This window comes from Pseudomonas sp. PSKL.D1 (genome assembly GCF_028898945.1).
In the GTDB taxonomy this organism is placed as follows: domain Bacteria; phylum Pseudomonadota; class Gammaproteobacteria; order Pseudomonadales; family Pseudomonadaceae; genus Aquipseudomonas.
Genome location: NZ_CP118607.1, coordinates 2,536,760 through 2,551,737 on the forward strand (window position 1 = coordinate 2,536,760; position 14,978 = coordinate 2,551,737).

General features: G+C 64.4%; 10 protein-coding genes. 3 read left to right on the top strand and 7 right to left on the bottom strand.

What is annotated here, in order from left to right:
- Positions 1–47 precede the first annotated feature (47 nt).
- From PVV54_RS11335 to wecB, 4 genes are read right to left on the bottom strand one after another with little or no spacing between them, the layout of a single operon-like run.
- Entirely contained in the window at positions 48–887 is an 840-nt protein-coding gene (locus PVV54_RS11335) for a DUF4434 family protein (protein WP_274910018.1), read from the bottom strand.
- On the bottom strand, positions 887–3,880 hold the full coding sequence (locus PVV54_RS11340) for a phage receptor (protein WP_274910019.1): 2,994 nt from the start codon (positions 3,878–3,880) through the stop codon (positions 887–889). The genes PVV54_RS11335 and PVV54_RS11340 overlap by 1 nt, the downstream gene beginning before the upstream one ends.
- A complete protein-coding gene (gene nfrB, locus PVV54_RS11345) occupies positions 3,877–6,051 on the bottom strand; it encodes a cyclic di-3',5'-guanylate-activated glycosyltransferase NfrB (RefSeq protein ID WP_274910020.1) in 2,175 nt (724 codons plus the stop codon). The genes PVV54_RS11340 and nfrB overlap by 4 nt, the downstream gene beginning before the upstream one ends.
- The gene (gene wecB / locus PVV54_RS11350) at positions 6,048–7,202 is read right to left on the bottom strand and encodes a non-hydrolyzing UDP-N-acetylglucosamine 2-epimerase (protein WP_274910021.1); all 1,155 of its coding nucleotides are present in this window, start codon (positions 7,200–7,202) and stop codon (positions 6,048–6,050) included. Before wecB ends, nfrB begins: the two co-directional genes overlap by 4 nt.
- 274 nt (positions 7,203–7,476) lie before the next feature.
- On the opposite strand from wecB, the gene PVV54_RS11355 reads away from it, so the two are divergent.
- The gene (locus PVV54_RS11355; protein WP_274910022.1) at positions 7,477–7,908 is read left to right on the top strand and encodes a PACE efflux transporter; all 432 of its coding nucleotides are present in this window, start codon (positions 7,477–7,479) and stop codon (positions 7,906–7,908) included.
- A 185-nt stretch (positions 7,909–8,093) separates the two neighbouring features.
- Positions 8,094–9,656, top strand: coding sequence for a threonine ammonia-lyase, biosynthetic (gene ilvA, locus PVV54_RS11360; protein ID WP_274910023.1), 1,563 nt, complete (start codon positions 8,094–8,096; stop codon positions 9,654–9,656).
- Positions 9,657–9,800: 144 nt separating this feature from the next.
- Here ilvA and PVV54_RS11365 read toward each other — a convergent pair whose 3' ends face one another.
- The 3 genes from PVV54_RS11365 to PVV54_RS11375 form a co-directional block, all read right to left on the bottom strand.
- Positions 9,801–10,967, bottom strand: a complete 1,167-nt coding sequence (locus PVV54_RS11365; RefSeq protein ID WP_274910024.1) for a hypothetical protein — start codon at positions 10,965–10,967, stop codon at positions 9,801–9,803.
- 63 nt (positions 10,968–11,030) lie between these two features.
- Positions 11,031–11,498 (bottom strand): VOC family protein, encoded by a 468-nt coding sequence (locus PVV54_RS11370; protein ID WP_274910025.1) that lies wholly within the window; start codon positions 11,496–11,498, stop codon positions 11,031–11,033.
- 113 nt (positions 11,499–11,611) lie between these two features.
- Entirely contained in the window at positions 11,612–13,231 is a 1,620-nt protein-coding gene (locus PVV54_RS11375) for an NADP-dependent glyceraldehyde-3-phosphate dehydrogenase (protein ID WP_274910026.1), read from the bottom strand.
- A 139-nt stretch (positions 13,232–13,370) separates the two neighbouring features.
- Here PVV54_RS11375 and PVV54_RS11380 point away from each other — a divergent pair, with 139 nt between their 5' ends.
- Positions 13,371–14,975, top strand: coding sequence for a putative bifunctional diguanylate cyclase/phosphodiesterase (locus PVV54_RS11380; RefSeq protein ID WP_274910027.1), 1,605 nt, complete (start codon positions 13,371–13,373; stop codon positions 14,973–14,975).
- Positions 14,976–14,978: the final 3 nt, after the last annotated feature.

A 14,978-nucleotide genomic window follows, 5' to 3' on the forward strand; every position in this document is an offset into this window, starting at 1 on the left:
CGCTCCTACAAGAGCGGATTCATCCGCGATGAGGCCGGCACAGGCAATCAATTCAGGGGCAGCAACCCTCGTGCCCACGGCCGGTACCTCAGGGCAAACACTGCTTCCTCATGGCACCCGCCATGCAATGCCGGCGCCGCAGGCTCCGCCCGGAACGCTTGCCCCGGCGCGCTTACCTGCCGAAACGCCTCGCGTACCACCCCTACTTGGCAAGGCAGCGCCTGCTCATACCCTTGACGCACCAGGGCCGGCAGCCGGCCGGTGCCGGCGCCATCCTGCCACCACACCTTCAGGCCCAGGCCTGCCAACTGTTCCAGCCACCCGGCATTGACCCGCGGAGCCAGCTTGCCGGCACTGAACGCACTGATGTGCAGCGGTTTGTCCAGCTGCCGGTTAAACGCCTGCAACTGGCTATACAGCGCCTGACGGCGGCTGGCATCGCGAAAATGATGGTCGTCCAGCTCCATGGGCAGGTACCAGCCAGCCACGGGTAACTGCCACCCCTCGCGCACCTTCTGGTACTGGCCGAGCGAACGGCCCAATTGCGCCTTCCAGTAATTGCTCAGGCCATCGCTGTCGAGTTCGTCGATGCGGGTGTAGTAAGCCGGGTCCATGTACAACCCCAGCACCAGCTCCAGGCCCTGTGCGTGCGCTTGGCGCAGGCTGTTGGCCAGCCAGCCCTGGGCGCCGCCGAAGTCGCTGTCGCCGTAGGCGCTCCATTGCACGATCAGGGTTTTGCCGCCTTGTGCCACGGTCGCCCGCCATAGCTGTTGCCATTGGACGGGCGTCAGGGCCGCGTCGCGGTTGAGCGGTTGGTAGAACAGGCGCTGGTCCGCCAGGGCCGGCAGGCACAGGGCGAGCATGCAGATTGCCAGTAATTTACGCATCAGAAGCTCATCTCCGCGCCCACCAGCACGCCGTTGGCGCGCTCATACAGGTTGCCCCCCAGCGATTGCTGGTACTCGGCACGCACTTTCAGCGTGCCGCGGTAGGCGTTGTAACGGTCGTCGTCGAACCACCATTGCCAGCGCACGCCGATGCCGGCGCGGGCGTCCTGGCGCCAGTCGTTGCTTGGGTCCTGGCTGGAGAACTCGAGGAAGCCGTAAGGCATGAGGGTTTGCGGTGAGCTGCCCGGCAGCTTCCAGGCATGGCCTTGCTGGTAGCGCGATAACCACGCGTGGTCGCCGGCGCGGGTCCACCAGGCAGCGTCCAGGTACAAAAAACGCTCGTTCCAGTCGTCTTCGTCCACGCGCCAGTCGTTGCGCCAGTCGCCTTGGTCGAGGAACGAGGCGGTGGCCCGCAGCAACAGGTCGTTGCTCGATTCGGCGTGGCTGCGCAAGTCGCCCCAGTTGCTGCCGACCTTGCTTGGGTTAAGCAGCTCGCCCAGGCTCAGGCCGCTGTACTGGTCGTCGTCGATCTGGCGCTGGTGGTAAAGCTCGGCGTACAGGTTGAGGTTGGCCTGGCCAAGGGGTTTGTAACGCAGGCCCACGCCGGTGCCCATGCTTTGGGCGTACTCGTTGCGGCCCTGGCCGCCAAACAATACGCGGCCATACACCGAGAGGGTGCTGCCGTTGCGGCTGGGTTCTTCACCCAGGGCATGGTCCCACATGGCCAACTGCACGTTCTGCGATTGCGCCCGGCGGGTGGTGCCACTGCGCTCGCCGGTGTCGAGAAACTTGTCGTTGGTGGAGGTGCCGGCGGGCGACCAGGTGCTGGCCAGGGTGACGGTGTCGCGCCGCGCCAGCGCCTCGTGGGCGCGGCGCTGGCGGTATTTGCGTGCTTCCAGGCTGCCGTACTCGTCATCGCCGTCGACCAGGTTCTGCTCCACATCGAGCACGCGGCGCAGCTCGCGGCGGGCCGAGGCACTGTCTTCGGCCTCGTCGTAGCGCAGGGCGAGGGTTTCGCCCAGGCGGTAGTCTTCGGGGAAGTCGCGGGTGGCCTGTTGCAGGTAAGGGATCGACTGGCGGCGCTGGGCCTTGTCGGCTGAGCCGGCCAGGCGCGTGCCGTAGTCGGCGCGGTAGCGGGGCTGGTCGGGGGCCAGGCGTACGGCTTCGGCCAGCCAGGCGGTGCTTTGCGCCGTATCCCCGGCCAGTTGCGCGGTGCTGGACGCCGCATAGTAGTGGTCGGCACGCGGCTTGTGCGCCAGGGCCTGACGCTGCATGCCCAAGGCGGCCTGCAGGTCACCCTGTTCTTGCGCGATGGCCGCGCCCAGTGCCCAGTCGTCGGCGCTGGTGTGCGCCGCGGCGTCCCAGTAGCGCCGCGCGGCCTGGGCATCGCCGGCATTCAGCGCGCCGCGGGCGGCGGTCAGCCGGGCGTTGTCGGTCCAGGCGCTGGCGGGCAGGCTGCGCCAGATCGGCAGTGCGGCTTCGGAATCGCCAGCGGCTTCAAGGGCGTAGGCCAAAGGCAGGCGGTCGCCGGGGCCGCCCAGCCGCTCGGCGGCCTGGTAGTAGACCACGGCCTCGCCGGGCTGGTCGGGCATGGCGCAGCGGCCGAGTGCACGGTACTGGCCAGCTTCTACCGGCGTGGCCGGGATGGCCTGGCGCACGCTGTCGCACTGGCCCGCTTCGGCCAGCCGGCCCAGCAACTGGGCGCGGGTATCGGGGTCTACTTTCGGCACGAGGCTGAGTGCGCGCCGTGTGTCCAGCGGGCTGTCGGTGCGGGCGTAGAGGTTGCCCAGGCGCTGCAGCAGCGCGGGCGTCAGGCGCCCATTACGGCGGTCATAGGCCTGTTCCAGCAGCGTGCGGGCATGAGCGTGCTGGCCCTGTTGCACCAACAGGAAGGTGGCTTGCTCAAGGGCGGCCAGGTCACCGCTCTGGCGGTAGCGCTTTTCCCATTCGCTGGCAGTGCGCGGTTGCGGCGGTGGCGCCGGGTCGCCGTACAGGCGCTGCTTGAGGATGGCATGGGCGCGCGAGTCGGCCGTGGCCGGGCAGCCTTTGAACTGCTCGCGGGCGAGGTCCGGGTCGTGGCGCGACAGCCAGTCGACTGTTTCCAGGCAAGGGCGTTGCAGCGCGTTGCTCAGGCGCATGACCAGCGCAGCATCATCCCCTTCACGGGCCAGTTCCCACAGTTGCTGGCGGTGCTCGGGTTGTTGCAGCTGCTCGGCGGGCAGGGCTTGCAGCCAGCGTTGGGCCTGCTGGTTGTGGCCCACGGCGATCGCCCGGTTGGCCATGGCCAGGCGGGCCTGATTGGCGGCTTGCGCCGAGGGGGCGCTGGGCAGCAGTGCGTTCAGGCCTTGTTCGTCGAGTTGCTGCACATAGGCGTTGGCCAGCCGCTGCCAATCCTGGGGCGGCAACTGGCCCTTGGCGGCCAGCGGTTGCAGTTGGTCGATGGTTTCTTTCCAGTTGCGCAGCTGTTCGGCGAAGTTGGCGCGGGCCAGGCGCAGCACTTGCCCGTCATCACGTGGCGGTAGCTGGCTGAGCCAGTCCAGCGCCTTGCCCGCACCGCCGAACTTGGCCAGGCTCAGGCTGTAGGCTTGCCACAGGCGTACCCGCTGCATGCTGTCGGCACTGGCCAGCCAGCTTTCCACCACGCTGGCGGGTGGCGGGTCCTGTTCGATCCAGGTCAGGCGCAGCTCCAGCAGCGCGTTGGCGTGTTCCGGTCCGTCCTCCAGCTGTTCGGCCAGGGCTTGCGCTTCTTTGTAACGGCGCTGGTGGGCCAGGGCTTCGACCAGCAGGGCGCGGGCCTCGTCATTGTTGGGCACGCGGCCCAGTACATGGCGGGTGAGGCGTTCCACCTCGGCCCAGTTGTCCTTTTTGGCTTCGCGGTAGCTGCGCTCCATGAACGGGTAGCTGGTAAAGCGCTGGAAGTCGGTCATGGGCGCGGCCAAGGCCGTGGAGCACAGCAGCAGGCCGGCGAGGCTGAAGGTAAAGCGCGGCGTCATGCCACCTCCCGGGTCAGGTCAAGGGCGGCCTGCTGTTCGCTGGCCTGTTCGGCAAGGGCCTGTTGCAGCACGGCCTCGGTGATGATGCCGCGGGCGATCAGGTGTTCGCCCAGGCTTTGCGTCTCGGGGTCGAAGTCGATCAAGGCCTGGTTGAACAGGGTGACCGGCACCATGCCGCGCACCTGCAGCAGGGCACCAAGCATCACCTGGTGGGTGCTGACCTGTTCGATCAGCTCGGCGTTGTCCTGATGGCGCTCCAGCACGGCGAGCATTTCGCCGGTTTCCGGTTTTTGCCAGGGGCTGGGGTAGTAGTAACGCAGGCCCAGCGTAACCCGGCCTTGGGGGGCGAGGCGGCAGCGTACGGGGCGCTTGAGCTGGCGGCTGATCACACCGAGGGAAACCTGGCTTACCGGGCTTTCGCTGGCCAGGATCAGGGTGTCGCCCTCTTCGTCGACCGGCAGCACCCCATAGTGGGTGGCCAGGCGGCGTGGCAGCTTGGCGATCAGCTGTGGGTCGAGCTTGAACGGGTTCAGCGGTGCCCAGGGCAGGTCGAGCTGTTCGGCCAGGGTCTCTACCAGTTGCTCACTGGTCAGCCAGCCACGCAGCAGCAGTTCGCGGCCCAGACGGCGGCGTACCGGGCTGGTGATGGCCTGCTCCAGCTGGGCCTCGCTGATGTAGCCTTTTTCCACCAGGCGGTGGCCCAGCGGTGTGCGCGCCGCCGTGGCCAGGGCCGGGAATTCGTGGGTGGTCTTGTCCCACGCCACCCGGCGTGAGTCGCCCATTTCCATGACTTGGCGCAGGGCGCGCAGGTTGGCGAAGAAGTTGACGAAGTTGCTCCACATCATGCGCGGCGCCGACAACAACCCTTCGCCAATGCCGTAGTAACGGGTAACGAACCAGCCGCGCTGGAACAGGCGGTTGACCAGCATCAGGCCGTTAAGCCACAGCAGCGTACTGAGCAGCGCGCTGTCGCCGAGGATCGACATGAACCGCCAGCTTTCCGGGGCAATTACCGTGACCAGCCAGATGGCCAGCAATACCAGCAGCAACAGGTTGACCAAAAAGCTCAGCAGATAGGCAAACAGCCCACGGCGGTCGCGCCAGAGGAAGTAATTGAGGGCACCGGTGCGGCTCCAGCCCAGGTTGCTGGTGCCCTGGAACACGATGCCGACGATCCACCGGGATTTTTGCCGGATGGCGTGCTGCCAGTCGCGCGGGAAGTGCTCGCGCACGCAAATCACCTGGGAGAACTCCCGGCTCATGCCCGGGCGCCATTCGTGCTTGAGCGCCAGTGCCGGGTCGGTGACCGAGTAGCGGGCGAAGATGCACTTCATGCCTTTTTGCTTCAGGCGAAAGCCGATGTCGTAGTCTTCGGTGAGGCTTTGCACGTCGAAGGCGATGCCGTCGCCGTCTTCCAGCAGGGCGCTGATGGCACGGCGGCTGAAGCAGGTGCCCACGCCGGCGCTGGGCACCTGGCCGGTCAACGCTTCACGCACGATCACGTCCTTGCCGTGGTTTTCGGCAAACTCGTCCACGTAGTGCCCGGCGGTGAAGCCTTTCCATTCCGGTGCATAGGGGTACACCGGGATCTGGATCATGTCCTTGTTCGGCAGCAGGTAGTTGAACAGGCGCAGTTCCATGGGCGAGATCACGTCTTCGGCGTCATGCAGGATGAACCCGGCAAACTCGATGCGGGCATCGTCCTGAAAGCGCAGGATGGCGTCGATGATGTTGTTCAGGCAGTCGGCCTTGCTGGTGGGGCCGGGGCGGGCGCATACCACTTTGTGCACGTTGGGGTAGTGCAGGCATACAGCGTCGACGTCGGCCTGGGTTTGCGGGTCGTTGGGGTAGGTGCCGACGAAGATCTGGTAGTTTTCGTAGTCGATGGTCGAGGCGGCCAAGCGTGCCATCTCGCCGACCACGCCGACTTCGTTCCAGGCCGGGACCATGATAGCCAGGGGCTTTTCCGGCACCTCGAACAGGCGCTTTTCGTCTGCGCGCTCGTGCTTGTCGTAGATGCGAAAGCGCCGGATCAGCTTGCGGCTCCAGTAGCAGAGGTCGATGAACAAATCGTCCAGGCCCAGCAGGAACATCAGGGTGGCAAGGACGATCGCCAGAATTTTCAGGCCGAACAGCACATAAGTCAGTACATCGATGAAGACCAGGCTCATGCGTCATCCTGTGGTTTGGCAGTGTCCTCGAACCATTGGCTCAGGCGTTCGGCGATGAGTTCGCTGGCGTGGCCGTCACCGAACGGGGTGAATACACGGGCCATTTTCTTGTAGGCCTCGGGGTCGTCGAGCAGTTGGCTGGTTTCCCTGACGATGCGTTCGGTCAGCGTGCCGACCAGCTTCACCGTGCCGCCTTCGAGCACCGAGGGGCGCTCGGTGACCTTGCGCAGCACCAGCACCGGTTTGCCCAGCGCCGGGGCTTCTTCCTGCACGCCACCGGAGTCGGTGAGGATGATGTGGGCACGGTTCATCAGCCACACGAAGTGCTGGTAGTCCTGTGGGGCCACCAGGTGAATGTTGTCGCGCCCGGACAGCAGCCCATACACCGACTTTTGCACTTGCGGGTTGAGGTGCACGGGGTAGACGAACTGCACGTCGGGGTAGCGCAGGGCCAGCTCCGCCAGCGCCAGGCAAATGCGCTCGAAGCCTGCACCGAAGTTTTCCCGGCGGTGGCCGGTGATCAGCACCATGCGCTGGTCATCGCGCAGCGCGGCCAGCGGGGAGTCGACCGCGGGGTGCCATTGGGTGTCGGTGAGGTATTCACGCATCCACAACAAGGCGTCAATCACCGTGTTGCCGGTAACCTGGATGTGTTCCAGCGGCACGCCTTCACGCAGCAAGTTGTCGCGCGCTTTGGTGGTGGGGGCGAAATGCAGGTCGGCGATCACCCCGGTCAGGCGGCGGTTGGCTTCTTCGGGCCAGGGTTGTTGCAGGTTGCCAGTGCGTAACCCGGCCTCCACGTGGCCGATGGGGATGTGCCGGTGGAAGGCGGCCAGGGCGGCAACAAAACTGGTGGTGGTATCGCCGTGCACCAGTACCAGGTCGGGCTTGACCTGGTCGTAGGCTGTGTCGATTTTGTCCAGCAGGTCGCGGGCCAGGCCGTTCAGGGTCTGGTTCTGGGTCATTACCTTGAGGTCCTGATCGACGCTCAGGCCAAAGGCGGTCAGTACCTGCTCAAGCATTTCGCGGTGCTGGCCGGTGGAGCAGATATGCAGATCGATATCGGGCCACTCGCGCAAGACCCTGGCCAGAGGCGCCATCTTGATCGCTTCTGGGCGGGTACCGAATACCATCATGACCGTGTTAGCCATCGTCTTGTTCCTCGTTCGATTCCCTGGACGAATGGATACGCCTTGGCGCAGCTTGCAATGGATAGATACAAGCAGCCGTCGGCGGGGTTGTCCAATGCAGGGGGCAGGCAAGGTCGTAAGGGGCGCGTGGCGGCCCGAAGCCAGGGAATGGGTGGTGCGGAAACAGCGTAGCCTAGTTATTTTTGACTGAACGGTCAGGCAAAGATGTATTTCATGCTTTTTCTTGCAGATTGCTTCTTGTATTTTTGTAGGTCGATTTGTCAGGGAGCTGAACATGCAAGGCAAGGCACGCAAGATCGTCCAGGCCATCTTCTACGAAGCCATCGCCGTGGCCTGCGTGGCACCGGCACTGGAGCTGGCATTCGGCGCGGGCATGGCCCAGTCCACGGTGTTGTCGATCCTGATGTCGGGCATCGCCATGAGCTGGAACATGGGCTACAACTGGGTGTTCGAGCGCTGGGAAGCCCGCCAGCAAAAACGTGAACGCACCTTCATGCGGCGGCTGCTGCATGCGCTGGGCTTTGAGGGTGGGCTGGTGCTGATCCTGCTGCCGTTGGTGGCCTACTGGCTGGATGTCAGCCTGTGGGCGGCGCTGCTGACCAACCTGGCGCTGTTCGTGTTCTTCTTCGTTTACGCGTTCGTGTTCCAGTGGGGCTTCGACAAGGTGTTCGACGTGCCGCTGTCGGCGCAGCAAGCCAAGTGTTGACTTCGCCACGCGTGGCGGGATAAGTTCCTACCCCATGAACACATTCCCGCACGTGAACGCCATTATTATTACCGCCATTATCAGCTTGGCGGGCTAGCGCGTACGTGCACCGAACCCGCCCTGGAGGCGGGTTTCTTCTCTCTGACTCCTGGGCAAAACCAAAAAAAGCCAAGGAGTTGCCCCCGATGACCAGCCTCAATGTCAGCCCGCGTACACCGCTCACGCCCCAGCAATTGTTGACCGAACAGGTGCGCCGCATCCTGTCGGCGCCGGTGTACGACCTGGCCATTGAAACACCGCTGCAACAGGCGCCGGCCTTGTCGGCCAACCTTGGCAATCAGGTGCTGCTCAAGCGCGAAGACCTGCAACCCACGTTCTCGTTCAAGATCCGCGGTGCCTATACACGGTTGTCGCGCCTGAGCACCCTGCAGCGCGAGCGCGGGGTGATCACCGCCTCGGCGGGCAACCATGCCCAGGGGGTTGCCCTGGCGGCCGCGCACCTGGGAATCAAGGCGACCATCGTCATGCCCACCACCACCCCTTCGCTCAAGGTCGAGGGCGTTCGTTCGCGGGGTGGGCATGTGGTGCTGCATGGCGAAAGCTTCCCCCATGCACTGGCCCATGCGCTGCAACTGGCCGACAGCGAGGGCGCGACGTTTGTACCGCCGTACGACGACCCGGATGTCATCGCCGGGCAGGGCACCGTGGGCATGGAGATCCTGCGTCAGCAACCGGGCGCGCTGGATGCCATCTTCGTGCCGGTGGGCGGCGGAGGGCTGGTGGCGGGCATCGCTGCCTACGTGAAATACCTGCGCCCCGACGTGAAAGTGATTGGCGTGGAGCCGGAAGACTCCAATTGCCTGCAGGCTGCCATGGCGGCGGGCGAGCGGGTGATCCTGCCGCAAGTCGGCACCTTTGCCGATGGGGTGGCGGTGGCGCAGATCGGCGCCCATTGCTTCGAACTGTGCCGCCACTTCGTGGATGAAGTGGTGACCGTGAGCAGCGATGAGCTGTGTGCGGCGATCAAGGACATCTACGACGACACCCGCTCGATCACCGAGCCATCGGGCGCCCTGGCCGTGGCCGGCATCAAGAAGTACGTGGCCCGTGAGGGTGTAGAGGGCCAGACCCTGGTGGCCATCGATTCTGGCGCCAACGTCAACTTCGACCGCCTGCGCCATGTGGCCGAGCGTGCCGAGTTGGGCGAGCAGCGCGAGGCGATCATCGCCGTGACCATCCCCGAGCAGCCGGGCAGCTTCCGTGCGTTTTGCCAGGCGCTGGGCAAGCGGCAGATCACCGAGTTCAACTACCGCTTCTACCCGGGCAAGGAGGCGCGTTTGTTTGTGGGGGTGCAAACCCACCCGGTGCACGACCCGCGCGAGCAGTTGCTGGCCAGCCTGCGTCAGCAGGGCTACCAGGTGCTGGACCTGACCGACAACGAACTGGCCAAGCTGCACGTACGCCATACCGTGGGCGGGCATGCGGCGCCAGGGGCGGATGAGCGCGTGCTGCGCTTTGAGTTCCCGGAGCGGCCGGGGGCGTTGCTGGGCTTCTTGGAGCGGCTGGGCAAGCGGTGGAACATCAGCCTGTTCCATTACCGTAACCACGGGGCGGCGGAGGCGCGAGTGTTTGCGGCGCTGGAGGTGCCGGTGGAGGAACAGGCGGGGTTGCCGTTGGCGCTGGATGAAATGGGGTATCGGTATTGGGATGAGACTGAGAACCCGGCGTATCGGTTGTTTTTGGGGTGAGGGTATAGGGCTGGGTTTTTGTGGTGTTGGTGAGGTCGAGCGCCGCGCGCACGGCGCATCGCGGCGGTCCGACGTCTCGGTAAATCCGCTCCTACAGGTGCATGCGCAATCCCTGTAGGAGCGGATTTATCCGCGATAGGGCCATCACCGCTCGCGCATGAAAAACCCCGCTACAAACTTGCGAAACGTCTCCAGGCTCTTGAAGTCGGCATACCGCTTGAAGTTCTCGGCATCGGGCTCGGGGCCGATCGGCTGCTCCAGCAGCGAAACGGACAGCACCCGGTCCTGGTCGGAGGTCAGCACCAGTTCGTCCATCACCTGGCCGCCGATCACCGGCCTGCGCATCTGCACCTTCACGCCTTTGCCGGCCATCCAGTCGATCAGCGACACCAGCGCCTTCAGCGGTTCGCGCTCTTCGTCGCGGTACACCGGGAACATATGCACGCGTGACAACACCGGCACGCTGGCCACGTGGATCAGCTCGTAATAATGGCTGCCTGCAGTGGTGGGCGAATACAGTGCAAGGGCCAGCAGCGGCCCTGAAGTGCGGCTGCCGCCCCAGTACAGGTGATGGCCCTGGAAATCGAAGCCGTCCTCGCTGCGGTTATTGAACACCTTGCGGCCTTTGACCTGGTCGACGCAGTCCAGCATCAGCCCATGGCGGCGGTGGTTGCCGAACACCGTGGCCTCGCGAAGGCGGGCCTTGAGCATCATCATGTGCTTCATGTCCAGGCGGGTTTCCAGGTAGTTGCTGGCCGGCACTCGTTCGAGCAAGGGGTAACGGCTGGCAACGCTGCGCAGTTCGGCAAACTGGCTGGTGAGGTCTTTTTTCAGGTGGGTGGCGTAGAGGTTGAGGCCGCTGATTTCGACCCAGGTCAGCAGCAGCGACAACAAGCGCTGCTGCTCGCGGCGTTCGTTGCCCTCTGCACCTTTACCGAAATCCCCGATCAGGCGCAGCGGGGTGTCTGGCGGCAGCCACGCGGCAGGGGGCGAAGGTTCCTCGGCGCGCTCGGCGGCCTCGCGTTCATCCTTGGTGAACGGGCACCCGGGTGCATGCTCGGCGGTGCCGGGGTTGTTCTTGAGAAACAGCGTACCGGTGCTGCCGTTGAGGGTCACGTTAAGCACCGGCAGGGCATCCGTGCGGCAGTCGCAGGCCAGCCACTGGTTGGCGCTGCGCACCTTCATCAGCAACTGGTTGGCCTGCAGCAGGCGGGGGCCGACGAGGGAGCCGCTGGCAAAGCCTGCCAACAGGTCTTCTTCGGCCGGGGTCAGGCTACGCACCTGCGCGGCGGTTTTGTCGATGATTCGCATGAAGCGGCTCCAGGCTACGAACCTGAAGCTTCAGGCAAACCCGTGCCGCTTTCAACTCGCGGTTTAGCTGCCACCGAACATTTTTGCCGCGCGGGCGCGGATTTCTTCGACGGTGAGGTCTTCCTTGTGGGTGGAGACGAACCACATATTGCCGAACGGGTCTTTCAAGGTACCGCTGCGGTCGCCATAAAACTGGTCCTGCACCGCGTGCAATTGGGTGGCGCCGGCAGCGAGGGCTTGGGCGTAGACCTTGTCGCAGTCTTCCACGTACAGGTGCAGGCCGACGGCCGGGGCGCTGATGGTCTGGCTGGCCGCAAGGCTACCTTCCATGTCGCAGGGGTCGGCCAGCATCAGCGATGAGTCGCCGATTTTCAGCTCGGCATGGCCGACCCGGCCATCGGGGCCTTCAAGGCGGAACATCTCCTCGGCGCCAAAGGCCTGTTTGTAGAATTCGATGGCTTTGGCGGCGTCCTTGATGCCCAGGTACGGGGTGATGCTGTGCTGGCCTTCGGGGATGGGTTTGGCGGTCATGTTCAACGCTCCTTTGCGAGGGGGCGCAGCGGTGCGCCCTGTTGCAATAGAGTCGTTTACAACGATGGAAAATCGACCGGGTTGCTAGATCGATTTTCTATAACCGGCCGCCTTCAGAAAATGTAATCGGTGGTCAGGAAGCTGGACTGGCGATTGCGGATGATCTCGCTGATCAGTTCCTTGTTGGCCTCCAGGAAGCGCGTGGCCACCAGTGTGCGAATGGAGAACACGCGCAACGCGTCATGCACTGACAGCGTGCCCTCGGCACTGTTCTTGCGCCCGTTGAACGGGTAGGTGTCGGGCCCGCGCTGGCACTGGGCATTGAGGTTGATGCGCCCAACCTGGTTGGCGAAGGTGTCGACCAGATTGCCGATGGTTTGCGGGTCGTTGCCGAACAGGCTCAATTGCTGGCCGTAGTCGGAATCGAGCACGTAGTCGATCACCGTTTGCAGGTCGCGGTACGGCACCACGGGCACCACCGGGCCGAACTGCTCTTCGTGGTACACGCGCATGCTGCTGTTTACCGGGTAGAGCAGGGCGGGGTAGAAGAACGAGCCGCGGCTTTGCCCACCGCCTTGGTTCAGCACACGGGCGCCGTTGGCTGTGGCATCGGCCACCAAGCCATTGAGGTAATCGACCTTGCCAGGCTCCGGCAGCGGCGTCAGGGCCACGCCGGGTTCCCAGGGCATGCCGGGCTTGAGGGCCGCCAGTTTGCGCTGGAACTTGTCGAGAAACGGCTCGACCACGTCTTCGTGCACGAACAGGATTTTCAATGCGGTGCAGCGCTGGCCGTTGAACGACAACGCACCGGTGACGGCTTCCTCCACGGCGTTGTCGAGGTCTACCTGGGGCAGCACGATGCCGGGGTTCTTGGCGTCCAGGCCCAGCGCGGCGCGCAGGCGGTGGGGGCGTGGGTGGAGTTTTTTCAGGTCGCTGGCGGCCTTGTGGGTGCCGATGAAGGCAAACACATCGACATTGCCGCTGGCCATCAGTGCACTGACGGTTTCGCGGCCACGCCCATAAATCACGTTGATGACCCCGGGCGGGAAGCTGTCGCGGAAGGCTTCAAGCAAAGGGCGAATCAGCAGCACGCCGAATTTGGCCGGTTTGAACACCACGGTATTGCCCATGATCAGCGCCGGAATCAGGGTGGTGAAGGTTTCGTTGAGCGGGTAGTTGTAAGGCCCCATGCACAACGCTACGCCCAGCGGGGCGCGACGGATCTGGCCGAGGGTGCCTTGTTCGAGCTCGAAACGGCTGGAGCGGCGGTCAAGGTCCTTGAGGGCGTTGATGGTGTCGACGATGTAGTCGCAGGTGCGGTCGAACTCTTTTTCCGAATCCTTGAGGTTTTTGCCGATTTCCCACATCAGCAGTTTCACCACGGCGGTGCGCTGCTCGCGCATGCGTGCCAAAAAGCCTTCGACGTGCTGGATACGCTCGGCCACACGCATGTTGGGCCAGGCGCCTCGGCCCTTGTCGTAGGCCTGCACGGCAGCATCCAGCGCCGTCAGTGCGGTGTCGGCATCCAGCAGTGGGGCACTGCCCAGGATGACCTGGCGCTCACCTGCCTCGTCTTTGAGCCATACCGGGCTGCGCACGGTGGCCAGTGGGCCGTCCCAGCGCCTGAGTTCGCCATTGACCAGATAGTCGCGTTGCTCGAGCGGCTCGCCGAGGCGCCAGGTGTCGGGGATGCTTTGCGCGGTAGGAAACAGTGAATCGAGCAGACGGTCCATGGGTACTGCACCTCACGTATTTAGGCCAGGTGAAACGCTTCAGCCAGCAGCATGCGCCTGGCGTAAGAAAAACACCAGTCTGGCTCAACATTGCCGAGCCTGCGCCGATACAGGAACAATCGACTGTGTCCGCAGGCCTATGATCGCTTCCAATTCTCCCTCTTCCGATGAGCACAAGTCGGTTGCCCGCAAGGTGCGCCAGGCTTTTGGTCGATTGTTGCCTGTCGCTTTTGCCGTGGCCGGCATCGGTGTGTCACTGGCTTTGGGGCACCTTGACGTGCATCACCGGCAGGATGGCCTGGGTGCCAGCCCGTTTGCCTCGCCACTGTTCTGGTTTGCGCTGGCCTGCACGGGCCTGACCACGCTGTTTCTGGCCCAGATCAACCGCAAGCAGCAGCAGTTGCAGCAGCGTAATCAGGAGCTGCGCCGTTCCCAGGCTCAGCTTGAGCGCCTGGCCCATTACGACACCATCACCGGGCTACCCAACCGTGTACTGTTTCAGCAGCAGTTGGCGCAGGCCATCCTCAAGGGCGAAGGGCTGGCTGTGCTGTTGCTGGATATCGATGGCTTCAAGCAGGTCAACGACAGCCTTGGCCACGCGATGGGCGACTTGTTGCTGCAACAGGCCACCGCGCGTTTTTTACAGGAGTTGGACAGCCCGGACCGGGTCTGCCGGCTGGGCGGTGACGAGTTCGTGTTCATGCTGCGCGGTACCCAGGGGCAGGTCAGCCATCAGTTGGCGCACTTGCTGCGTTGCCTGCAACGGCCATTTGACCTGAACGGCAACGCCGCGCTGGTGACCGGCAGTATCGGCCTGGCCTGGTGCCCTCAGCACGGTGCAGACGTGGGCAGCCTGCTGCGTCACGCTGATACCGCCATGTACGCAGCTAAAGAAAGTGGGCGCAATACCTGGCGGCCCTACCACGCTGACATGACTGCCCGCCTGCAGCAGCGCCTGGACCTGGAACGCAACCTGCGCCGCGCCTTGCAGGCCAATGAGTTCGAATTGTGGTACCAGCCCAAGGTCGACTTGTTCAGCGGTGGCCTGCAGGGGGTCGAAGCGCTGCTGCGCTGGCGTGACCCGGTGCATGGCTTGGTGCCGCCCGCCGAATTCATCCCCTTGGCCGAACGCACCGGGCTGATCATTCCGCTGGGGGAGCGCGTGCTGGAGCTGGCCTGCGCGCAAATGGCCGTCTGGCGTGACGAAGACCGGATGCCCGGGCCTCTGGCAATCAACGTGGCGGCGCTGCAGATCGAGCGCAGTGACTACGTGACCAGCCTGGCCCAGGCGCTGGAACGTCATGACTTGGCGCCCAGCCTGCTGGAGGTGGAAATCACCGAAAGCCTGCTGATGGAAAGCCAGCAGCAGGCATGTGCGGTGTTGGCCCAGTTGCAGGCCATGGGCGTGACAACGGCCGTGGACGACTTTGGCACTGGCTATTCGTCGCTGGCTTATCTACGTGCCTTGCCCATCGACCACTTGAAGATCGACCGCGCCTTCATCAAGGACTTGCCCGATGACGATGATGCGGTGGCCGTGGCCCGTGCCATCATCGACCTGGGGCATGCGTTGGGCTTTCGCATCACGGCAGAGGGTATCGAGACGCAGGACCAGTACGACTTCTTGCGCAATGCCGGTTGTGACCAGGGCCAAGGCTACTTGCTGGCCCGGCCGATGCCGGCCGCGGAGCTGGCGCGCTGGCTGGCGACCCGCATCGAGCGGGGCCGCCAGGCCGGCGCTTGAGGG

Coding starts and splice junctions, on each gene's coding strand:
- PVV54_RS11380 (WP_274910027.1), top strand. CDS start 13,371: ATGATCGCTTCCAATTCTCCCTCTTCCGATGAGCACAAGTCGGTTGCC.
- PVV54_RS11365 (WP_274910024.1), bottom strand. CDS start 10,967: ATGCGAATCATCGACAAAACCGCCGCGCAGGTGCGTAGCCTGACCCCG.
- ilvA (WP_274910023.1), top strand. CDS start 8,094: ATGACCAGCCTCAATGTCAGCCCGCGTACACCGCTCACGCCCCAGCAA.
- PVV54_RS11340 (WP_274910019.1), bottom strand. CDS start 3,880: ATGACGCCGCGCTTTACCTTCAGCCTCGCCGGCCTGCTGCTGTGCTCC.
- nfrB (WP_274910020.1), bottom strand. CDS start 6,051: ATGAGCCTGGTCTTCATCGATGTACTGACTTATGTGCTGTTCGGCCTG.
- PVV54_RS11335 (WP_274910018.1), bottom strand. CDS start 887: ATGCGTAAATTACTGGCAATCTGCATGCTCGCCCTGTGCCTGCCGGCC.
- PVV54_RS11370 (WP_274910025.1), bottom strand. CDS start 11,498: ATGACCGCCAAACCCATCCCCGAAGGCCAGCACAGCATCACCCCGTAC.
- PVV54_RS11355 (WP_274910022.1), top strand. CDS start 7,477: ATGCAAGGCAAGGCACGCAAGATCGTCCAGGCCATCTTCTACGAAGCC.
- PVV54_RS11375 (WP_274910026.1), bottom strand. CDS start 13,231: ATGGACCGTCTGCTCGATTCACTGTTTCCTACCGCGCAAAGCATCCCC.
- wecB (WP_274910021.1), bottom strand. CDS start 7,202: ATGGCTAACACGGTCATGATGGTATTCGGTACCCGCCCAGAAGCGATC.